Source organism: Halopelagius longus, from assembly GCF_900100875.1.
Classification (GTDB): domain Archaea; phylum Halobacteriota; class Halobacteria; order Halobacteriales; family Haloferacaceae; genus Halopelagius; species Halopelagius longus.
The window spans coordinates 609,525-631,031 of record NZ_FNKQ01000002.1; the positions used below are offsets into that span (position 1 = coordinate 609,525).

Here is a 21,507-nt window from a genome sequence, read left to right on the forward strand (position 1 = left end):
CACACTTATATTTGGAACGTCGTAGATGGCGCTGTCGGCTCTACCGGTCCGTTCGATTCGTCTCGCAGATTAATTCGCCTCTCGGATCGCATATTATATACCTTATTCCTGTAGAATACTGTAAGATTTCAAACTAAATGACTTGTTAAATTGCCAGAAGTCTTTTTGATGGGGGGAATCCACCGGAGAACAATGGCTAGCGACGACGACGTCGAGGTGGCCCCCGTTCGTCAGTCCGATTCTGACGACGACGGGTCGGACCTCGACGCGTTGGAGAGGGGGGCCGACTCGGGGCAGTCGGCTCTGGAGGGGGAAGTTGCCCGGGGAGCGCCGCCGAATGAGGCGGCGACCGACCCGGCGTCGGACGAGGATACGACCGACGGACCGAGAGTTGCGGTCGGAGAGTACACGTGGGCGCACTTCCTCGATGAGTACGGGGAACCGGGCGACGTGGAGTCGTTGTACGGCGGCGTGGACCCCCGGGACCTACCGGAGGAACCGTCGAGTTCGCGGTGGGACGACTCCGAGGAGGAACCGGTCGAACCCTCGACGCCGACGCGCGAGGACTGGGAGGAGGTCAGCGTCGACTCCGAGGAGTACCTCGACTTCCACGCCGTCGAAACCGAGGAGAAGGTCGGCGAGTGCGCCTCGGAGGCCCACCGCATCCAAGCCGAGTTCGAGGCGTTCTGCGACCCCGAGACCACGCCGGTCGTCAAGGACGTCTGGATGTGGGAACACTACAAGCGCGAGTACTACTACGAGGACGACGGGGCCCGCCCCCGCGACGACGAGGGCGACATCGTCCGCTTCGACGCCGAGGACGCCCTCGGATTCGACCCCGAGTACACCGAGAACGCACTCGCGCGCGCGGGTCAACGCGCCGACGAACTCGCGGACGTCGTCGAAGAACGCACCGTAGACGTCAACGAGGAACTCGACGAGGACGCCTTCTTCTCCGACGAACGCGGCGCGACCACTGTCGTCAACCGGTACGACCTGGAGAAGGCCGTGCCGATGGAGAAGAAGACGCACTTTCAGGAGGTAGAGCGCTACTGGGTGAACAAGCCCCACTCCTTCATCGTCATCTTCCAGTCGATAAAGGAGAACGAGAAGAAGTACTACCAGATAGAACCCTACCAGAACCGCATCGAGGCCGACCTGACGGAGTTCCTCACCGGGAAACTCCGGACGGCCATCAAGTACGACGACGAGAGTAGCGTCGGCGTCGGAGAGGGGACCCGCCGCCGCGTCATCGAACGGCAGGCGCTGGACCTGTTGGACCGCTACGACGTGTACGAACGGCCGGACGACGGCTACTCCGATCTGCTCTCTCTGGCACCCGAGCCGTCGGAGACGGACGACGCCGAAGAGGCCGGTCCGGGCGCGGTGGAGGCGCTTCTCTCCAGGTTCGGTATCGACTCCGACGGCGGCGACGCGGACGACGCCTCGGCGTCCGGCGCGGACGCCGGGCCGACGGACTCCTCGCTCGGGTCGTTCGCGCGTCGCCTCGGACTGAACGAGGGCGCGTTCGGCGGGCGTCTCGACGGCCTGTTCGCCTCCCCGCCCGAGGCGGAGTCGCCTTCGCTCGACGGCATCGCCGCCCGGCCCGAGTCCGCCGTCTTGGCGGACAACGCCGAGACGCTCACGGAGTATCAGGTCGAGAAGATGCTGTACTTCCTCCGCCGGGACTTCATCGGCTACGAGCGAATCGACGGCATCAAACACGACATCAACGTCGAGGACATCTCCTGCGACGGCTACAACTCGCCGGTGTTCGTCTACCACTCGGACTACGAGCAGATAATCTCGAACGTCTATCACGGCGAGACGGAACTCGACGACTTCGTCGTCAAACTCGCCCAGCGGTCGGGGAAGGGCATCTCGAAGCGACGACCGCAGGTGGACGCCACCCTCCCGGACGGGTCGCGCGCGCAACTGACGCTCGGACGCGAGGTGTCCGACCACGGGACGAACTACACCATCCGGCAGTTCAAGGACGTCCCGTTCACTCCCATCGACCTCATCAACTGGAACACCTTCTCCTTGGACGAGATGGCGTTCCTGTGGCTCTGCATCGAGAACAACAAGAGCCTCATCTTCGCCGGGGGGACCGCCTCCGGGAAGACCACCTCGCTGAACGCGGTGTCGCTTTTCATCCCCTCGAACTCGAAAATCGTCTCCATCGAGGACACCCGCGAGGTGGAACTGCCCCAGCGAAACTGGATCGCCTCCGTCACCCGGCCGTCGTTCAGCGACGACGACAAGGGCGACGTGGACGAGTTCGACCTGCTCGAGGCCGCACTCCGGCAACGTCCTGACTACATCGTGATGGGCGAGATTCGAGGCGAGGAGGGACGGACGCTGTTTCAGGTCATGTCCACCGGGCACACGACGTACACGACGTTCCACGCCGACAGCGTCGGCGAAGTGCTGAAGCGGTTCACCACGGAACCCATCAACGTCTCGAAGACGATGTTCACGGCGCTGGACCTGGTGTCGATTCAGACCTCCACGCGCGTGCAAGGGAACAAAGTCCGACGGAACAAGTCGCTCACCGAGATAAACCACTACGACCCCGAGAACGACGAGATAAACGTTCAGGACGTCTTCCAGTGGCAGGCCGAGACGGACGAGTACCTCAAGATGGGCTCTTCGAACACCTTAGAGGAGATAAAGTTCGACCGCGGGTGGAGCCAAGAGACGCTCGAACTGCAGTTGTTCAAGCGACAGGTCGTCCTCGCGTACCTCATCAAGCACGGCCTGAACACGTACACGCAGGTGGCGGCGACCCTGCAGGCGTACATCAACGACCCCGACACCATCCTCGCGTTGATGGCGAACGACGAACTCGAACGGAGCCTCGAAGACCTCCGGGAGATGGAGTCCGTCCAGATCAACGTCGACCCCGACAAGGAGGAGATGGTCCCGCGACCGGACCCGAGCGAGGAGATACTCGACCTCTGCGAGCGGATTCTCCGGCGGGCCGAGGAGGAACTGTTCCCCGACTTCCGCGGGCAGGAACCCGGCGACGTGGCGGACGCGCTCACCCACCTCAGAGACCAGCCCGACGTGACCGCCGACACCGACGGCGACAGACACGAACTCGACGCCTTGGACGAACGGACGACCGACCCCGAACTCGACGAAGGCGGCGACGGACCGCCGGGACTCGACGAGGGCGAGGACGGCCCCTCCGAACTGGACGAGGGCGAGGACGAACCCTCGGAACTCGACGGCGGTTCGACGCCCGCGTTGGACGCCGGCGACGACGCCGCCGAGGCGGGCGAGTCGGCGTCCGACGGTGCAGACGGCGAAGACGCGGACGGTGAAAGCGACGCTGACGGCGCAAGCGACCCCGCGACGGCGACGGACGACGCGCCGACGGAACCGGACGACGCGCCGACGGAACCGAACGGCACGTCGACGGAGGCGGGCGACCCCGCATCGGAGGCGGCTGACGCCGACAACGGGGACGAACCCGACGCCCCGTCCGACGGCGCGTGGACCGAAGACGAGGAGTTCGGCATCGAGGACATCCTCAACCAAGAGGTGGACACCGCCGAGTTGGCCGACGACGCCGACGGGTGGGGCTTCGGGGAGTTCGAGAGCGTCGAACCCGAGGCGGACGACTCCGACGCGTCGGACGAAGCGACGGGCGAGGGGGACTGACGCGTGAGTCTCGACTCGAAGACGTCGGAGTCCGGCGGCCTCGACCGGAGCACGGACGCCCTCGGCGACGCGTTCTACCCGCTGTTTCGGCTGCTGTTCGACGAGGACGGCGACTTCGTGGCCGACGTGGAATTGAAGCTCCAACAGGCGCGGATACCCGCGACGGTGGAGCTGTACCTCTCGAACGCCCTCGCCGTCGGCACCCTCGCCGGCCTCCTGCTTTGGGTCGTCGGGTCGGTGCTCGGGTACTCGCTGTTCGCGTTCGGCATCCTCTCGGCGGACTCGCTGAGTCTCGGCATCCCCGTGGCCGACGAGTCCACCGCGCAGTTCCTGAAGTCGCTCACGATGCCGGCGGGCGTCCTCGTCTCCGGCCTCGTCTTCGGGAGCGCCGGATTCGGCCTCGGGTTCGGAACCCTCGTGGCGGTTCCCTACTCGAAGGCGTCCTCCCGGGAGCGCGAGATAAACATGCTGCTGCCCGACGCGGTGTCGTTCATGTACGCCCTCTCCGTGGGCGGGCTGAACCAACTGGAGATTCTGGAGGCGATGGGTCGCGCGGAGGACACCTACGGCGAAGTCGCCTGCGAGTTCCAGAGCATCGTCCAGGAGACGGAGTACTTCGGCACCGACTACCGGAACGCCATCCGCGAGCAGGCGATGCTGACGCCGTCGGACGACCTCTCGCAGTTCCTGACGGACATGCTCTCCATCGTCAACTCCGGCGGGAACATGGAGCAGTTCCTAGACGACAAGAAGGAGAAGCACCTCCGGACGGCGAAACAGGAACAGGAGACGATACTGGAGACGCTGGAACTGTTCGGCGAGATGTACATGACGCTGTCTCTGTTCCCGCTTCTGCTCATCATCATCCTCGTCATCATGAGCATGCTGAACCAGGCCCAGCAGGAACTGCTGTACGCCACCGTCTACGGCCTGATTCCGCTCACCGGCGTGGGCTTTCTGGTGCTCGTCTCGACGGTGAAGCAGGACGAACCCGGCGACGGCTACCTCCAACCGTCCGGGGGGAGCAAACGCCTGCAACAACAACACCGCGAGGGCCTCCTGCACATGGGGCTGGTCGAGAGCTTCGTCGGCGACTTCGGCGTGTTCGACCGCATCCGCAGTCGGGAGGGGACGTACAAGACGCGGGAACTGCTCCGACAACCGCACATCTTCTTCCGCGAGAACCCGCTGTACACCCTCGTCGTCACCGTTCCGGCGGCGCTTGTGTTCGTCGGCGTCACCGCCTCCGGCGGCGGCGCGCCCCTGACGTGGGAGGGGATGCTGGAGCAACCCGTCTGGGGGACGTTCGTCTGGTGGTACATCCCCGTCTACCTCGTCGGCATCCCGCTCGCGTTCTTCTACGAGTGGAACGTCCGGTCGCGGAAGGCCGTCGTCGGGAAACTCTCCGACAACCTCCGGAAACTGTCGAGCGCGAACGACACCGGCCAGACCTTACTGGAGTCCATCAAGACGGTTTCGGACACCTCCTCGGGCAAACTCGCAGACGAGTTCGATATCATGCACGCGAAGGTGAACTACGGGATGAGCCTCCGCGGCGCCATGGTCGAGTTCAACAACAAGTACCACATCCCGCGCCTCGCCCGGACGGTCAAACTCATCTCGAAGGCCCAAGAGGCCTCCAGCCAGATTACGGACGTGCTGACGACGGCGGCGCAGGCCTCCGAGAATCAGGACGACATCGAGCGAGAGCGCATCTCCCGGACGCGAATGCAGGTGGCTATCATCCTCATGACGTACCTCACCCTGCTCGCGGTGATGGCCATCCTGAAGACGCAGTTCCTCGACGTGATGGCCGGCCTCTCCTCGCAGGCGAGCAGTTCCGGCGGGGCGGCCGCCCAACAGGGCGGGCCGAGTTTCGGCGGGAGCGTCGACATCAACTTACTGTCGGTGCTGTTCTTCCACGCCGTCACCCTGCAGGCGGCGCTCTCGGGGTTCATAAGCGGCTACATCCGGAGCGCGCAGCTCATCTCCGGGGTGAAGTTCGTCGTGATACTCCAGACCATCGCGCTCGCGGTGTGGGTGGTGGTGGGGTGACGCGAACCGATCGGGGGCAGATGACGCTCGACTTCGCCATCGGCGTCGGACTGTTCCTCCTCGTGGTTGCGTTCGTCGTCGCGTTCGTCCCCGGCATCTTCGAACCGTTCGAGCGAACCGAGAGCGGAACCCAAGTCGCAGACAGGGTCGCCACGTCGCTCGCGACGGACGTCCTCGGCGACCCCGCGGAGCCGTACGTCCTCGACGACGCCTGCACCGTCGAGTTCTTCAACGGGAGCGGCGGGTCGACCGACTGCCGGTTCGACACCGGCGCGGACGCGCCGAACGGCGTGTTCGCGCTCGACTCGTCGACGAACGCGAACGTCACCGTCAGGGACCGTGGCGGCGACATCGCCGCCCTCGGGGGAACGACGCTGGCGGCGGGAGACGCCGTCCCCGACGACCGGTCGGTGACGACGGCCCGCCGCGCCGTCCGCCTGAACGGGACGACGTACTTCCTGTTCGTGAGGGTGTGGTGAGATGACGGACAGACGCGCCCAAGCGCACACGTTGGAGGCGCTTGCGGCGGGCATCCTCCTGCTTTCGAGCCTCGTCTTCGCGCTACAGGTGACGGCGGTGACGCCGCTGACCGGCAGTACGTCGAGTCAGCACATCGAGAACCAGCAGGCGTCCATCGCCGACGGCATCCTCGCCTCGGAGGCGGAAAACGGGACGCTGAAGCCGACGACGCTGTACTGGAACGCCTCGGGGTCGAACTGGCACGGCGCGACGAGCGACGGCTACCCCCTCGGCGGGCCGCCGACGCCGTTCGGCGCGGTGCTGAACGAGACGCTCGCGGACAGAGGCATCGCGTTCAACGTGAACGTCTACTACATGCGGAGCGACGAACGGCGGCGGGTTCGGATGGTCTACCTCGGACAGCCGAGCGACCACGCGTCGGTCGCGACGCGCACCGTCACCCTCTACGACGACGACGTACTCCTCGACGCGAACCGGAACCCGTCGGGGACCGCCGTCTCGGAGACGACGGAGTTCTACGCGCCCGACGTGTCGCCGGACTCTCCGCTGTACAACGTCGTGGAAGTGGAGGTGGTCGCGTGGCGGATGTGACGCCGCGTCGGCCGCCGACCGACGCCCGAAGGGGCGGAGAGTCCACCCGGGGACGCCGCCGCGACGATAGGGCGCAGTTGATGCTCGTCGCCGCGTTGGCGATGGCGGTGCTCTTCGTTTCGCTGGCGTTGCTCCTGAACACCGTCATCTACACGGGTAACCTCGCCACGCGGTCCGTCGGCGGCGACTCCGACGTAATCGCGGAGTACCGAACCGCCGCGACCGACGCCGCCGACGAGTCGCTCCGACGGGTGAACGCCCACAACAACTCCGACTACGCGGAACTGGAGACGACGTTCGGCGCGGCGATGCGCGACTGGGACGCCGCGACGAGTCGCCACCGCGCCGTCACGAGTTCCGCGACGGAACTGCGCGTCGCCGCCCGGACGCGGGGGACGCGACTCAGACAGGACGACTTCGACCGGGAGTTCCTGAACGAGACGGGGGCCGGAAACTGGTCCGTCGCGGAGGGCGCGGGCGCGTACCGCGACTTCTCGATGACCGTCAACCGGTCTGCGCTGACCGACGTGAGCGGGACCGACCTGACCGACGCGTCCGTTCTGGACGCGGCGAGCGTGTTCCACGTGACCCTCGAAACCGACGCGGGCGAGGAGTACACCGCCTTCGTCGGCCGCGACGGGTCGTCGAACGTCGTCGTCTCCGTGTTCGGCCCGTCGGGGACGCACCGCGCCACCTGCACCGCCGCGTCGGGCGGCGACGCGACGGTCGACTTCTCCGACGGCACCGTCGGCGGGGCGGACTGCGAGGCGCTCACCTTCGAGGACGGCGTCCGCGACACCTTCACGCTCCGGTACGGCGACGGCGACGCCGCCGGGGGGACGTACTCGCTCGTGACGGACACGCCGTACGGCGAGTACGGCGAGGACTTCGCGAACGACGGCGGCGGGTCGCCCTACCGGACGCACGCGCTGTACGGCGTCGAACTCGAACTGGTGTACAGAACGTCTTCGACGCAGTACGCGTCGAGAGCGGCGGTGATTCCGAATGCGTGAGTCGGATGACCGTCGAGGGCCGACGCTCGCCGCCCTCTCGGGGACCGACCGGGCCGTCTCGACGGCCATCGGGTACGTCCTCACCCTGATCATCACGACCATGCTCGTCTCCGGACTCCTGTTCGCGTCCGGGCAGTTCGTCGAGGACGAACGGGAACAGGTCGTCCGCGAGGAGCTATCGACGCTCGCAGAGCAGTTGGCCGCGGGCGTCGCCGACGCGGACCGCCTCTCGTCGGGCGACGAGGCGGGAACCGTCCGCGTCGCCGTGGACCTGCCGACGCGCGTCGCCGGGAACGCGTACCTCGTCGAAGTGTCGAACGAATCGACGCCGCCCGACAAACCGAACAGAACCGTCGTCACCCTCTCGGACACCGTCAGCGGCGTCTCCGCGTCGGTGACGGTTCCGACGGCCCGCGAGGCGGCCCCGAGGGCGGTGTCCGGCGGGCCCCTCGTCGTCGTCGTCCGCGACGCCGACGGCGACGACGCGCGCGAGTTGGTGACGACGACGGAGTCGCTGTCGCCGGACGCGGCCGCCGCGTCCCTCGGACACGAGGAACTCGTGTACGTGACGCCCTCGGGCGTCCTCACGTCGCTGTCGCCCGACGGGACGAAGACCCGGTACGACGCCGACGCCGTGACGGCGGTCGGACCGAAGGCGGTGGACTTCGACGGCGACGGCCTCCGGGAGATTCCGTACGTCACCGCCGCCGGGCACGTCCGCCTCGTGGACGCGAACAACCGGACCCAGACGGTCGCGACGGGCGCGAAAACGTCGGAGACGACGCTCGCCGTCGGGACGTTCCGCGGCGAGACGAGCGTCTTCTACGCGAACGCCTCGGACGCCTCGCGAGTGTACCGCGCCTCGACGGCGAACCCGCCGCGGCGCGTCGAAACCGGGGGCGGCGGCGTCGCCGCGGACGCAGTCGCCGGACCCGCCGACTACGACGGCGACGCCGTCACCGACCTCGCCTACGTCGAGTCGTCCGAACTCAAGTACGTGAACCAGTCGGCGAACGCGACGGAGTCGACCGGCGTCGCCGTCGATTCCGACGGCGTCGGCGCGCCGCGTCGCCTGACGGCCACGGACCCCGCGGAGGTACCTGTCGTGAACACGAACAACCTACACATCGTCTACGAGAGCGGTATCAACGACACGCTGGTCACGGGCGGGGTCGAACCCGCCGCGGCGACCGGCGTCGACTGGCAGGGCGACTCGGCCCTCGAAGTCGTCTACGTCGATTCGAGCACGAACGAACTCCGCGTCGTCACCCTCTCGGGGGCGTCGAACGCCGTTACGGACGGCGACGGGAACCGAATCGCGGTCGATACGGCCGCGGGGGTGGCCTGAGATGGACCGCGCGCTGTCCTCCACCGTTGCCGTCGTCCTCCTCGTGGGGATGACCGTCACCGCCGCCGGACTGACCGTCGCGCTCGGTTCGACGGCAATCGACGGGACGACGCAGACGACGGAACTCAGCCGGGCGGAACACGCGATGACGCTGTTCGACGCGCGGACGGCGATGGTCGGCCTCGGGGAGACGGGCGGCCAGTCCGTGACGCTCGGTCGCGCCTCCGGCGGGACGTACGAGGCGACGCCGAACACCGGCCGGATAGTCGTCAGACACAGGAACTACACGGGAACGTACGACGAGGAGTTGTACAACCGGTCGCTCGGCGAGGTGACGTACTCGAACGGCGACACCGTCGTCGCGTATCAGGGCGGCGGCGTCTGGCGGCACACCGACAACGGCACGGTGATGGTGTCGCCGCCGGAGTTCCACTACCGCGACGCGACGCTCACGTTGCCGGTCATCCGCGTCACGTCGGGAGACGCCTCGGGCGGGCCGTCCAGCGCGTTCGTAAAGCGGGAGAGCGAGACGCTCCGCGTCTACCCGAACCAGAGTGCGACGTACGAAGAGGGGTCGCTCCGCTACCACAACCCCGTCAGAAACGGGACCGTCTCGGTCGAGGTACAGAGCGTCTACTACCGGGGGTGGGCCGACTACTTCCGCGAACGGACGACGGGGAACGTCACCGTCGACCACTCGACGCGGACGGCCACCGTCGTCTTGGAGACGGTCGGACAGGTCGGAGACTTCGCGCTCCCCTCGAAGGGCGACGGCGTCGAGGTGCGCGGGAAGGCCGCCGGCCACTCGGTGGACCAGTTCGCCGTGGACATCGCGCAGTCGGGCGGGTCGTTCAACAACATGAAGTTCTCCTTCTACGCCGAGCAGGAGGGCCGCAAGTACGAGGTGCTCCTCCGCGTGGACAAAGACCGCGGGAACTGCAACATAAAGAGCAGCGACACGCTCACGATGTGGGTTCTCTACGACGACCCGGACGACGGCAAGCCGAAGCACGCGTGGGTGAACGACAGCATCCCCGCGGACAGCGGTCCGATTCGCTTGGAGTGCGACGGGAAGGACACGCGCATCGTCGTCGATTACCTCACGGACGACACCACGCTCCGGATGGGCGACCCCTCGCTCCCCTCGAAGACGGGCCTCGCGTGGGACGACCCGAGTGCGAGTTCGGCGTCGTTCAACCACTCCGGGTACGACGGCGAGAACAAGACCCACACCACCGGCAACTCCGAGACGGTCGGCAACCTCTCGCGTCACTACCTCACGGAGATGGGCTCGGACTTCAAACTGAAAGTGTACCACGGCGGCGGGTCCAGCGGTACCGCCCACGTGGACGGGAGCGGTTCGTCCGGTGCGCTGTACTACGACACCTCCACCGGGTCGCGGTACATCACCTACCTCCACGTCACCGAGAACAACGTCAGCGTCCGGTTCCGCTGAGTTCGACTGCGCTACCTTCCTCTCTCCGTTCGTTTCGAACGCCCCCTCACTCGAACGTCGTCGTGAGTTTCACGTAGACGAGGTGGAGTCGGCGCACGTCCGTCTTCGTGCAGGAGACGCGGCCCGGGTCGTCGCCGTCGGGCGCGGCCAGCGTCGTGCAGGAGAACCCCTCCGACTCGAAGTACTCGGCCCACGCCGGCGCGTACAGGGAGGTGACGTTCACCGTCACCTCGTCGAACCTCCCGGAGTCCGCGACGAGAACGTCGCGGGCGGACTGTTCGGTTCGGATGCGGACGGTCTGGGACCCCGCGACTACCGGCGACCCGCGCGGTTCGAGTTGTATCACCGTGAGCACCGTCCGGTCCTCGTCGAGGACGTTCGCCGGCGGGCGCACCATCCGCCCGTCGCCCACCTCGCCGTCGTCGCGGACCACCGCGCCGCCGACGTACCGGATGCGACCGGTCCCGCCCGCCTCGAAGGTGAGAGGCGAGAGCGTTATGTTCCCGGTGGTGAAGTCGCGGGCGGGGTCGGTCGATCCCGTGCGGTAGTCGCCCGTCACGTTGATGCGAGCCACCCCCTCCGTTCGGAGCGACGCGTCGGCGAGTTTTATCTCCGTCCCGCGACTGGGCGCGCCGCGTTGGCTCACGTCCTCGACGTTGTCCGCGAACACGTCGAACGCCCGTTCGGCGTTGTTCAACCGTTCGTAGTCCCGCACGTCCGTGAGTTCCTGCGCCCCGACTGCGTACACGAGGGCGACGGACGTCACGATGAGCGAGAAGATGAGGACGAAACTGATAGCCTCGCTGACGCCGCGCCGGTCGGTCCGGAGTTTCACATCTACGCCTTCCTCGGTACCCCCATTAAGTCTGCGTGTTAATTCGCCGATACGAGACAGTCGTAGCGTTTAGATATGTGTCACCCGACTATCTCGACTATGTCGAACGCCCTCCTCGGTCGAGAGCTCTCCTCGGCCGCGAAAGTCTCGATCGCAGTCGCGCTCGTCGTCTCGCTCACGTACTCCGTCATCATCGCCGGACAGATTCTGCTGTGGTTCTACCTCCTCTTTCTCGTCGTCCTCCTCGTCCTCGGAGTGCGGGTGGTCTTCGCCTTCCTCCGACTCGTCGATGCGGTCGAACGCATCGCCGACGCGTTGGAGCGAATGGACGCGGAGACGACCGAACGCATCGCCGACGCGTTAGATGAGACGAACCGCGACTCGCGGTGAACGCTCGACCCCGACGTAGCCGTCACTCCGGTCCCGACGCGCCCTCGCGCGTCCCCGTCTCCGTTCCGTCGGCACCGAAGTCGATGACCGCGAGGAACGCCCGCACCGCGTCGGTGAAAAAGTCCGGGTCGTCGAGGTTCGAGGCGTGCCCCGCGCCGGGCACCTCCCGGACGGTGACGCGCGGAATCTCGGCCGCCATCTTCGCCGCGTGCCGCCGGACGAACGACGGTTCGAACTCGCCGTACAGGACCAGCGTCGGGGCGGCGACGGCCGAGTAGTCCACCGTCGTCTCGTGGAAGGCGGCGACGGCGCGGACCACCTTGGCGAACTCCGCCGTCTCCATCTTCGGCCCCTCGGCCCGCAGGCTCTCTATCCGCCCGTAGTCGCCGCTGACCCCCTTCGAGAAGCGTTCGTGGAGCCACACCATCGCTCGCTCCACCCGTTCGTAACCGACGAGTCGGACGAACGGGACGGTGGCCCGAAGCATCGCCGAGCGCTGAAGCCACTCGCGCCGGTCGAACAACTCCGGCGTGAACGTGTCGGCGAGCACCAGACCGGCCACCTCGTCGGGGTGGGCGGCGGCGTACACCTGCGCGATGCATCCGCCCATCGAGAGCCCGCAGACGACGGGCCGGTCGAGGTCCAAGGCGGCGACGAGTGCGCGGAGGTCCGCCGCGAGGAGTTCTACGGAGTACGACTCCCTCGCCGAACCGCCGGTGCGGCCGTGGCCGCGCACGTCGTAGGCGACGACAGTGTACTCGCCTTCGAGGGCGTTCATCTGCGGCGTCCACTGCGCGGCGTCGAGGATAGCGCCGTGGACGAACACGACGGGCGGGCCGTCTCCGCGTCGTTCGTAGTACGTCTCTACGTCGTTCGTCCGGACGGTGGGCATGGGTTACAGTAGCACTCGCGACGAGATGAACCCGCCGAGGGTCGTAGACGCGGACGGACGGAGGGACGCGGGTGGAGACGCGGAGAGGAACAGTAATGGGGGCCGTGTCCGCACGTCGTTCGCATGGGCTCGGGTGAGACGGAGACCGAACGGGCGTCCGCCGCGGACGGCGGAGCCTTCGCGCCCGCCGCGACCGGACCGTTGCTCGCGGCGTCGCTGTGGGGTGGCATGTACGTCGTGAGTAAGTGGGGGTTCGCCGCCGTCCCGCCCGTGACGCTCACGTTCCTGCGCCTCGCGGTGGGGGCGGCGACGCTTCTGGTCGTCGTCCGCCTGACGCGGCCCGGCCGGTCGTTCTCCGCGTCGGAACGCCGGCAGTTCGTCGGGTTGGGCGCGCTCGTCGGCCTCACGTTGGTCGCGCAGTTCGTCGGCACGGACCTCACGAACGCGAGTCAGGGGTCGCTCCTGACCGTCTCGACGCCCGTCTTCACCTTGCTGTTGGGCGTCGCCGTCTTGGGCGAGTCGCTGACGCGGCGGCGGACGGTCGGGATGGCGCTGGCCGTCGTCGGAACGCTCGTCGTCGTCGGCGGGCAGTACGACCTCTCGTCGCTCGGCGGGTCGAACCTCCTCGGCGTCGGCGCGCTACTCCTCGGAAGCCTCGGGTGGGCCGGCTACACGGTGTACGGCGCGCCTCTCGTCCGGCGGTACTCGGCGATAGAGGCGGCGACGTACTCGACGGTGGCCGCCGTCCCGATGGTCGCCGTCTTCGTCCCCGTGGAGTTGTTCGTCTTCGACGCGCCCGCGACGACGACGGTGACGCCGACGCTCGCCGCCGCCGTCGTCTACCTCGGCGTCTTCAGCACCGCCGCGGCGTGGTACGCGTGGTACAAGGGGCTGGAATCGCTGGACGCCGGGGCCGTCGCGGTGTTCTTCTTCGCGCAACCGGTCGTCGGCACCTTGCTGGGCGTGACGCTCCTCGGAGAGAGCGTCGGCCCGGCGTTCGTCGCCGGCGGCGTCGTGATGTCGCTCGGCGTCTACCTCGTCAGTACCGACGAGTGACCGCCTCGGACTCCGCCGATCGAGAGGACCGCGAGGGCGATTCGGAAGAGCGTCTTCACAGGCGGAGAGACGCGTTTCGAGGGGATACCAGCGAGGGTGTCTATCGCCGCGAGAACGTCCGGCGGGAACGAGCGAGAGGGGGACGAACGCCCCCGGCGAACCGATTGTGTTTTTCCGTCGTCCCGAGAACCCCGAGTCGATGACGGGTGACTCCGACGAGGAACCGCGCGTTCCCATCGTCTGCGACGAGTGCGAGACGACGTCCCGCGTGCCCCTCCCCGACGTGGCCGACGCGATAGCGAAGCACAACGACAGGTTACACGACGGCGACGACGTGGCCGGCATCGACCCCGAGATAGTCCGTCACGTGACCGACCTCGCCGCCGAGGACCTCGGTCTGACCGGGGACGGAGAGTAGCCGACTCTCTGCGCAGTCGAGGCGTATCGAACGGAGAGCGACCGGCGGAGAAATCGCGTGGGGGACGGAGTGGCAGACCGACCGGAGATTATCGCTCGTCGTGCGACTCGAGCCACGAGTAGATGCGGTCGAAGCGCGGGCCGCGGGAGACGATGCCCGACTCCGCGTCGTACTCTAAGATGTCGTGTCGGGCGAGTTTCGGAACGTGGACGTGGTGGAGTTTCAGTTCCAACTCCTCGAGCGCCGCCGAATCGGTCGCGGACGCGGGGTCCTCGCGGGCGAGGAACCGTTCGGCGAGGCCGTCGATGGAGACGGGGTCGCCGACGCTCCCGAGGACCAACAGGAGCGTGCGTCGTTGTCGGTCGGCCAAGAGCGCGAACTTCTGGTCCAACGTCAACGGCTCGAGCGTCGCACGGGGGGGTTCGGTTGTGCCACTCATCGTAGCCGTGAAAAGTCACTACGTCTGGTTAAGGCTATCACCAAAGCCTTTAGGCAGTCAGTGGACCGTCCCGGATCGCTCGAACAGGGCCCCGAATATCTTGTTCTCCGCGGATCGGATGTGCTGGGAGAACGTCGGCGCGGAGATGCCGAGCGAGTTCGCCACCTCCTGACCGCTACTCTCCCGCGGCCACTCGAAGAACCCCGAGAAGTACGCCGATTCGAGGACGCTCCGCTGTCGGTCGGTCAACTCCTCGTTGAGTGCGGAGACGATGCGGTTCGGTCCCCTCTCCGTGCGGTCTCTCTGCCGTTGGGCGCGCACCCGCGCGGCGGGGTACGCCGATTGGACGCGTTCGATGGCGTCGCGAACGTCCGTTCCGACGGGGAGGTGAACCGCCATCTGGTAATCGCCGTCGCGAATCTGCGCCTGATGGACGTACCCGCCGAGCGACGCCATCGCCATCAACACCGGCGGTTCCTCCAGTCTGGCCTCGAACCGCACCCGCCCGACGTCGTCGCCGACGACGCGGACGGAGGCCCAGTGCGGGACGCTCTCGACGATGGTTTCGATGGCTTCGACGCCGCCCTCGGTGGTCGTCCCGTAGACGAGGTAGTCGTCGTGGTCGGTCGGGACCGCCTGTTCGAGCACGATTTCCTCGTCCGTTCCGGCCGGGATGTCCAATTCCGAGAACACGTCCGGTATCTCGAATTCGACCTCGATTATCTGGTCGCTCGTGAGCGCGCGCTTGCGTTCGACGGCGGCGATGGCGTGGCCGACGATTTCGCCGAGTTGGCCGATGACCTCCTGTTCCTCGTCGGCGAACGCGTCCGGGCGCGCCGCGTACACGTTCAGGGTACCGTAGACGACGCCCTCGTGGACGATGGGAATCGACGCCGACGACTGGTAGCCGTACTCCTCCGCTCGCGCCCGCCACTCCTCGTAGGCGGGGTCGTTCATCACGTTCCGGACGACCTGAATCTCCTGGGTCCGGAACGCTCGCCCCGTCGGCCCGCGACCCGACGGGTGGTCCTCGTCGACCGATATCCGCGTCCCTTCGAGGTAGTTCTCGACGCCCGCCTCCTGCCGGACGTACACCTCGTCGCCCCCGCGCGCGACCGCGCCGACCCACGCGAACTCGTAGGACTCCGACTCCGCGAGGGCCTCACAAACCGTCTTCTCTATCTCCTCGCGGGTGGACTGCTCGATGACCGCCTCCGTCGTCTCCCGGACGACTTCGTTGAGACTGTTGAGTGCGGTGAGTCGGTCGGTGTTGCGCTGTCGTTCGAACTCGTTGCCCACCCAGTTGCTGAGGATGTCGACGAACGTCGCCTCCCAGTCGGTGAACTTCTCGGTTCGCTCGTCCGTGCCGTAGAAGCAGAACGTGCCGTACACCTCGCCGTCGACTAACACCGGCGCGCCGAGGTAGTTCGTGATTCCCCACTCGGCGTTCCCCGCCCGGTCGGCAAGTTCGGGGGCGTCGGTCGCCACGTCCCTGAGGACGAGCGTCCGTTCCATCTCGACGACGCGTTCGCAGTTCGTCGCCGACAGCGGTATCGAGTCGCCCGGTTTGAACCCGGCCTCCGACGAGGTGTCTATCGCCTCGAAGACGTACTCGTCCTCGTGCACCCGCGAGAGCGTCGCGTACTCGGTCCCCACCGCCTCGCGGACGATTCGCAGGAGGTCGTCGATTCGTTCGTCGAACGAGAGGTCGGGATCCGCGATTACCTCGTACGCGTTGCGCAGGGTCTGTTCGCGTTTCTGCAGTTCCGCTCGTTGATCGACCAACTCCCGTTCGTACGTTCGGCGGTCGATGGCGGCCGCGAGGACGTACGCGACGCTCTGCAGGAAGTTCGCGTCTCGCTCCGTGAACTGCCGTCTCTCCGTGTCGTGGACGCCGAGAACTCCCCACGGGTCGTCCTGCGAACCGACGACGACGGTCATCCCGCTCTTGACGCCGTACTCCTCGAAAGCCGGGTTCTCGAACCGGGTCTCGTCGTCGAAGTCGTCCACGATGACGGGGCCGGCGGAGCGGAGCGTGTAGCCCGCTTGGCGGTTCTCGTCGGCCTCCGTCAACGCGGAGCCGACGACGTCCTCGCCCCACCCGACGCCGCCCCTGAGGAGCAGATTCTCCCCGTCGGGCTGCAGGTCGAGGACGCCGCAGTAGTCCATATCGAGCGTCTCCGCGACCGTCTCGGCCACGTTCTGCGCGAGGGCGTCGATGTCGTGCTCCGAGAGCGCACGCTGGCCGAGGTCGGCCACGACGTTCTGCTGTCGGACTCGCTCGTGAAGTTCGCTCTCGTGTTCGACGCGGGCGTACGCCGCCTCCGCGTTCGCCGCGAGCACCTCGACGAGTTCCCGCGTCTGTTCGTCGAGGACGTCCGACTCGGTGGACCCGACGGCGAGGACGCCGTAGTCGCCCATCGGCACGCCGAATCCGCTCCGGACCCTCGTCATCGTTCTGTCAACCTGCAGCGTCGGCGACTCGCGGATGTCGTCGTAGTACTTCGCTTCGTCCGTCGAGAAGATGTGGCCGATGAGGCTGCCGTCCCTGTCGGCCACCGGCGGGAACTCGTGGGCACTGATGCCCGCCTTCACCGATTTGGCGTCCGCGACGAGGTGGTCCGCCGCCTCGTCGTACCGGTAGACGACGACGCCCGAGAGGTCGAGGACGTCCGTCGCCGCGTCGATGATTATCTCGCCGACGTCGTCGTCCGAGACGGCGTTCAGGAAGGCGCGCGAGGACTCGTGGAGCGCGGTCAGCGTCTCCTCGAACTGCTTTCGCTCCGTCACGTCGCGGATGACGCCGCAGCGACCGTACACCCCGTCGTCGTACTCGTAGGGGCCGAGTCGCGCCTCGGCGGGGACCGTCTCGCCGTCCTTCCGGTGGATGTCGAACTGGAGAGCGCCCTCCGTCTCGCCGCCGGACAGCATCTCGTCTTGGAGTTCGTTCGCCGCCCGGTTCACTTCCGCGCTGGTTATGAGCGTCGGGCGTTCGCCCAGCAGTTCCTCGCGGTCGTAGCCGGTGAGTTCGCACATCGCCTCGTTCGCGAGGACGATTCGGTCGTCGGGGTCGAGGGCGTAGAGGCCGTCCCACACCGTCTCGACCAACTGCTCGTACCGTTCGAGCTCTCGCTCTCGCTCCTTCCGCTCCGAGATGTCGCGGACGACGCCGACCGTCCCGCGGAACTCGCCGTCGCTCACGAGGGGCGTGAACGTGCTCTCGACGGGGAGCGTGCCGCCGTCCCGCCGTCGTATCTCGAACTCCATCCGTTTGTTCTTCACCTCGCCGGCCGCGATGGCGGCCTCGAACTCGGCGATGCGTTCGGTCACGTCCTCGCCGACGACGAGCGAGTAGTGCGACCCGTAGAGCTCCCCGCGGTCGTACCCGGTTATCTCGGCGCAGGCGTCGTTCATCCGACGGAACCGTCCTTCCTCGTCGAGGACGTACACCCCGTCGCCCACCGTCTCGACGATGGTCTCGTACTCCTCCAGTTCGTGTTGGCGCTCCTTCCGGTCGGTCACGTCGCGGAAGTACACCGACAGGCCGGTCTCCGAGGGGTACGCGCGCACCTCGAACCACGCGTCGATGGACGGCGAGTAGTGCTCGAACGTCACCGACTCCTGTCGCTCCATCGCGCGTTCGTACTGCGCGCGGAAGGGGGAGTTCGCGGCGTGTTCGAACTCGTCCCAGATGCGCGCCCCGAGCAGTTCGGACGCGTCGCGTTCCAGCATCTCCTCGGCTCGGTCGTTGACGTGCGTGAACCGCCACTCCTCGTCGAGCGCGTAGAACGCGTCCGTCACGCGGTCGAACACGTCCGCGAGTTCGGACTCGAGTTCGTCGCGGCGACGACTCAGCCGCCGCGTCTGCTCTTCGAGTTGGGTGATGTCCGTGACCGTCGCGACGACGTAGCTCAGCCCCCCGTCGTCGTCCGTGAGGGGCGTGGCGTTTATCGACAGCCACCGCGTCCCGCCCTCCGGCGTCGCGACTCGGACCCGCTGATCCGAGACGGGTTCGCCCGTCTCGATGACGCGCACGCCGGGGCGTCGGTCGTACGGGAGGGGCTCGCCGTCCTCGTCGAAGAACTCCCTGTCGCCCATCTCGTACCCGTCGAACGCGTCGGTCGAGAGGTCGAGCAGCTCCGCCATCCGCTCGTTCGCCTTGGCCAATCGGCCGTCGGGGTCGAAGATGGCGATGCCGACGGGGCTGGTCTCGAACACGCGGTCCCGCAGGTCGCGTTCCTCGCGGAGTTGACGCTCGCGCCGACGCCGTTCGGTCATATCCCGCGCAACCGTCGCGAACCCCTGCAGTTCGCCCTCGCCGTCGCGAATCGCGGTGACGGTGACGTCCGCCCAGAACGTCGACCCGTCCTCGCGGACGAACCACCCCTCGTGCTCCGCCCGCCCGGTTTCGGCCGCCGCGACGAGGGTGCGGTCGGGAACGCCCGCTTCGACGTCGTCGTCGGTGTAGAACGTCGAGACGTGCTCGCCGACGATGTCGTCGCGTTCGTACCCCGCCATCCGTTCGGCCCCGGAGTTCCAGCTCTCGACGTACCCCTCGACGTCGAGTCTGACGAGCGCGTACCCCTCGACGGCCTCCACGAGCGACCGAACCTCCGTCTCGCGGTCCCGAAGTTCCTTCTCGGTCCGCTTTCGCTCCGTGATGTCCGTCACGACGCCTTCGAGCGCGGCCGGTTCCGCGTCCCCGTCGGCGCTCTCGCCGCCGTCCGGTTCGACCGCCCGTCCGCGCTCCGCGACCCACCGCGTCTCGCCGTCCGCCGTTCGGATTCGGTACTCGACGGTGAACGTCTCGCCGCGTTCGACGCCCCGACGAACCTCCGCTCGCACCCGGTCGGCGTCGTCCGGGTGAATCACGTCCTTCTCCCACCGTCTCGCTCCGGAGACGAACTCCTCGGGGTCGTAGCCCGTCAGTTCGGTGCACCCGTCGCTCAGGAACTCCATCGGCCACCCCGGTTCGTTCCGGCAGCGATAGACGACGCCGGGTACGTTCTCGACGAGACGGGCGTGCGCCCCCTCGGAGCGTTCCAGCGAGTCCGCCGTCTCCCGTCCGCCCGTCGCGTCGCGGACGACGCCGACCGTCCCGCGGAACTCGCCGTCGGCGCGGAGGGCGCTACACTGCAGTTCGCAGGGGACGCTCCCGCCGTCCGCCCGTTCGAGGGTCAGTTCCAACGTGGCGATAGCGCCGCTCCCGCCTCGAAGCGTCTCGACGACGTTCTCGAAGTGAGTGCGGCCGCCCTCGTCGAGGAGCACCGAGACGTGTTCTCCGAGCAGGTCGCTCCGGTCGTACCCGAACGTCTCGAAGAGCACGTCGTTGACCGCGACGAATCGCCCGTCGGTGTCGAGTTCGTACACCCCGTCCGCGAGCGAACTCGCCAGCGCCTCGAACCGCTCCCCGACCTCGGATTCGCCGTCGTCACGCCGGAAAAAATCCGGGGTCTCCTCCGAGTGATTCACCATACGATATGGGGGGGCCGATTCGGGATAAACCCCCTGTCCGTCCCATTTTCGTATGTTTCAGGGAATCTTACTCGGCGCGACCCGCCGGGCGACGCCGCCCGTAAATATTGCCGCGTCCGTCAACTCGTGTCCTGTTCGGAGAACGTGAACCGCCAGTTCTCCTCGTCCGCGATGTCCACGCCGTTCTGCACCCACTCGCCGTCGAACGGCCGGACGACGTGCGTCGTCCGACTCGACACGTAGGAGATGGGCGGCCGGTCGTCGGCGCGGAAGCCCGCCCTCCGGGCCGACGACGCCGGCAGTGCGGCCGGGGCGGCCAACAGGTCGGAGTCGGCGTGGTCGCCCACCGCCCGGTGGAGCAACGCCTCCAGTCCGTCGCTCGCGGACTCTCGGGGCACCGGCACCACGTCCGTCACCTTCGTCGTCGTCGGCCCGGAACCGACCGAGGTGCCGACGACTATCCCGGCGACCGGTTCGCCCGCCTCCCGTGCGACGTACGCGACGTACTCCCAGTTCGGGTTGCCGAACCGCCAGTCGTAGAACCGTTCGTCCCGGCGGACGTGAACTCCGCGCTCCGGTGTTCCGCTCGCTATCGCCGCCATCGTCGCCGCCGGGACGGACTCGTGTCGCGTGACGGTCACGCCACCTTCGGACGGCGCGTGAGCGTTCGACAGTCGATTGTATCCGCTGACCAACGGGTCCAAGACGGCGCCGCCGACTGACGCCAACGCGTCCGAATCGCGGTGTCGCGCCAGTTCGCTCGGGTTCTGAATCCGGTAGTACGTCGGCTGCTCCGTCACTTTCCGCCACCCGAGGTTCAGGTAGCCGGAACTGGAGTTCTCGTTGGGGAAGTTGAAGAAGAAGCTCGGTTCGGCGTCGCCGTACTCGTCGATAGCCGTCTCCGTCATCCGGGTGAACAGGCCCCGCCGCCGGTGGTCCGGGTGGACCATCGTGTCCGCGGGTTGCAGCGCCAGTCGTCGCTCGCCGCCGACGGACATATCGAGCGCGAAGAACGGTCGCGCGCCGACGAGCGTCCCGTCCGCCTCCGCGACGAATATCGGGACGTGGTCCACGTACGGGTTGTCCTCGTACTTCCACGCGAACCACCGCCGACTGCGCTCGGAGCCGAAGGTTTCCGAGAAGAGACCGAGAAAGTCGTCTACGTCCGCCGCCCGAAATGCCCGGATGGTGTACTCGGTTTCGTTTTCGTGTGCCTCTGACTGACTCACGGACGGTCCTACGGGAGGGTACCGCATAGTTATCGTCACCGTAGCGCCGAACGCGTCGGACGGCGCGAACGTCCGTCGGACCGACGCGGCGAATCCCCCGACCGTTTCACGTTTCCACCGAGTTTCAGACGCCTCGGTAGGGCGCGTCTCGACGTACCTCC

At 67.2% G+C, this 21,507-nt stretch carries 15 protein-coding genes; 10 read left to right on the forward strand and 5 right to left on the reverse strand.

Annotated features, from left to right (window positions below; all coding sequences use genetic code 11):
* Positions 1-192 precede the first annotated feature (192 nt).
* From BLS11_RS08890 to BLS11_RS08920, 7 genes are read left to right on the forward strand one after another with little or no spacing between them, the layout of a single operon-like run.
* Positions 193-3,669, forward strand: a complete 3,477-nt coding sequence (locus BLS11_RS08890) for a type II/IV secretion system ATPase subunit (protein ID WP_092536163.1) — start codon at positions 193-195, stop codon at positions 3,667-3,669.
* A 3-nt stretch (positions 3,670-3,672) separates the two neighbouring features.
* Complete coding sequence (locus tag BLS11_RS08895; RefSeq protein ID WP_092536166.1) at positions 3,673-5,724, forward strand: type II secretion system F family protein; 2,052 nt, start codon at positions 3,673-3,675, stop codon at positions 5,722-5,724.
* Positions 5,721-6,203, forward strand: a complete 483-nt coding sequence (locus BLS11_RS08900) for a DUF7287 family protein (protein WP_245698814.1) — start codon at positions 5,721-5,723, stop codon at positions 6,201-6,203. Before BLS11_RS08895 ends, BLS11_RS08900 begins: the two co-directional genes overlap by 4 nt.
* Position 6,204: 1 nt before the next feature.
* A complete protein-coding gene (locus BLS11_RS08905; protein WP_092536169.1) occupies positions 6,205-6,795 on the forward strand; it encodes a DUF7288 family protein in 591 nt (196 codons plus the stop codon).
* Positions 6,783-7,808: a DUF7261 family protein gene (locus BLS11_RS08910; protein ID WP_139172788.1), complete on the forward strand. Its 1,026-nt coding sequence runs from the start codon at positions 6,783-6,785 to the stop codon at positions 7,806-7,808. The genes BLS11_RS08905 and BLS11_RS08910 overlap by 13 nt, the downstream gene beginning before the upstream one ends.
* The gene (locus BLS11_RS08915; RefSeq protein ID WP_092536175.1) at positions 7,801-9,156 is read left to right on the forward strand and encodes a DUF7266 family protein; all 1,356 of its coding nucleotides are present in this window, start codon (positions 7,801-7,803) and stop codon (positions 9,154-9,156) included. Before BLS11_RS08910 ends, BLS11_RS08915 begins: the two co-directional genes overlap by 8 nt.
* Before the next feature lies 1 nt (position 9,157).
* Positions 9,158-10,612 carry a DUF7289 family protein gene (locus BLS11_RS08920; RefSeq protein ID WP_092536178.1) on the forward strand — a complete coding sequence of 485 codons (1,455 nt, stop codon included), beginning with the start codon at positions 9,158-9,160 and terminating at the stop codon, positions 10,610-10,612.
* A gap of 46 nt (positions 10,613-10,658) precedes the next feature.
* Here the strand turns inward: BLS11_RS08920 and BLS11_RS08925 are convergent, their stop codons facing one another.
* Positions 10,659-11,447 carry a DUF7289 family protein gene (locus tag BLS11_RS08925; RefSeq protein ID WP_092536181.1) on the reverse strand — a complete coding sequence of 263 codons (789 nt, stop codon included), beginning with the start codon at positions 11,445-11,447 and terminating at the stop codon, positions 10,659-10,661.
* A 99-nt stretch (positions 11,448-11,546) separates the two neighbouring features.
* Between BLS11_RS08925 and BLS11_RS08930 the strand changes: the two genes are divergently transcribed.
* Entirely contained in the window at positions 11,547-11,837 is a 291-nt protein-coding gene (locus BLS11_RS08930; RefSeq protein WP_092536184.1) for a DUF8066 domain-containing protein, read from the forward strand.
* Positions 11,838-11,859: 22 nt separating this feature from the next.
* Here BLS11_RS08930 and BLS11_RS08935 read toward each other — a convergent pair whose 3' ends face one another.
* On the reverse strand, positions 11,860-12,729 hold the full coding sequence (locus tag BLS11_RS08935) for an alpha/beta fold hydrolase (protein ID WP_092536187.1): 870 nt from the start codon (positions 12,727-12,729) through the stop codon (positions 11,860-11,862).
* Between the two features lie 123 nt (positions 12,730-12,852).
* Between BLS11_RS08935 and BLS11_RS08940 the strand changes: the two genes are divergently transcribed.
* Both BLS11_RS08940 and BLS11_RS08945 read left to right on the forward strand, forming a co-directional pair.
* Complete coding sequence (locus BLS11_RS08940) at positions 12,853-13,785, forward strand: DMT family transporter (RefSeq protein WP_092536190.1); 933 nt, start codon at positions 12,853-12,855, stop codon at positions 13,783-13,785.
* Between the two features lie 199 nt (positions 13,786-13,984).
* Positions 13,985-14,203 (forward strand): DUF8149 family protein, encoded by a 219-nt coding sequence (locus BLS11_RS08945; protein WP_092536193.1) that lies wholly within the window; start codon positions 13,985-13,987, stop codon positions 14,201-14,203.
* Positions 14,204-14,291: 88 nt separating this feature from the next.
* Here the strand turns inward: BLS11_RS08945 and BLS11_RS08950 are convergent, their stop codons facing one another.
* From BLS11_RS08950 to BLS11_RS08960, 3 genes are all read right to left on the reverse strand, one after another.
* Positions 14,292-14,642, reverse strand: a complete 351-nt coding sequence (locus BLS11_RS08950) for a DUF7344 domain-containing protein (protein ID WP_092536196.1) — start codon at positions 14,640-14,642, stop codon at positions 14,292-14,294.
* Between the two features lie 57 nt (positions 14,643-14,699).
* A complete protein-coding gene (locus tag BLS11_RS08955) occupies positions 14,700-20,117 on the reverse strand; it encodes a PAS domain S-box protein (protein WP_092536199.1) in 5,418 nt (1,805 codons plus the stop codon).
* Between the two features lie 119 nt (positions 20,118-20,236).
* Entirely contained in the window at positions 20,237-21,346 is a 1,110-nt protein-coding gene (locus tag BLS11_RS08960) for a GNAT family N-acetyltransferase (protein ID WP_175454414.1), read from the reverse strand.
* Positions 21,347-21,507: the final 161 nt, after the last annotated feature.

Coding starts and splice junctions, on each gene's coding strand:
- BLS11_RS08890 (WP_092536163.1), top strand. CDS start 193: ATGGCTAGCGACGACGACGTCGAGGTGGCCCCCGTTCGTCAGTCCGAT.
- BLS11_RS08905 (WP_092536169.1), top strand. CDS start 6,205: ATGACGGACAGACGCGCCCAAGCGCACACGTTGGAGGCGCTTGCGGCG.
- BLS11_RS08915 (WP_092536175.1), top strand. CDS start 7,801: ATGCGTGAGTCGGATGACCGTCGAGGGCCGACGCTCGCCGCCCTCTCG.
- BLS11_RS08920 (WP_092536178.1), top strand. CDS start 9,158: ATGGACCGCGCGCTGTCCTCCACCGTTGCCGTCGTCCTCCTCGTGGGG.
- BLS11_RS08930 (WP_092536184.1), top strand. CDS start 11,547: ATGTCGAACGCCCTCCTCGGTCGAGAGCTCTCCTCGGCCGCGAAAGTC.
- BLS11_RS08935 (WP_092536187.1), bottom strand. CDS start 12,729: ATGCCCACCGTCCGGACGAACGACGTAGAGACGTACTACGAACGACGC.
- BLS11_RS08940 (WP_092536190.1), top strand. CDS start 12,853: ATGGGCTCGGGTGAGACGGAGACCGAACGGGCGTCCGCCGCGGACGGC.
- BLS11_RS08945 (WP_092536193.1), top strand. CDS start 13,985: ATGACGGGTGACTCCGACGAGGAACCGCGCGTTCCCATCGTCTGCGAC.
- BLS11_RS08950 (WP_092536196.1), bottom strand. CDS start 14,642: ATGAGTGGCACAACCGAACCCCCCCGTGCGACGCTCGAGCCGTTGACG.
- BLS11_RS08955 (WP_092536199.1), bottom strand. CDS start 20,117: ATGGTGAATCACTCGGAGGAGACCCCGGATTTTTTCCGGCGTGACGAC.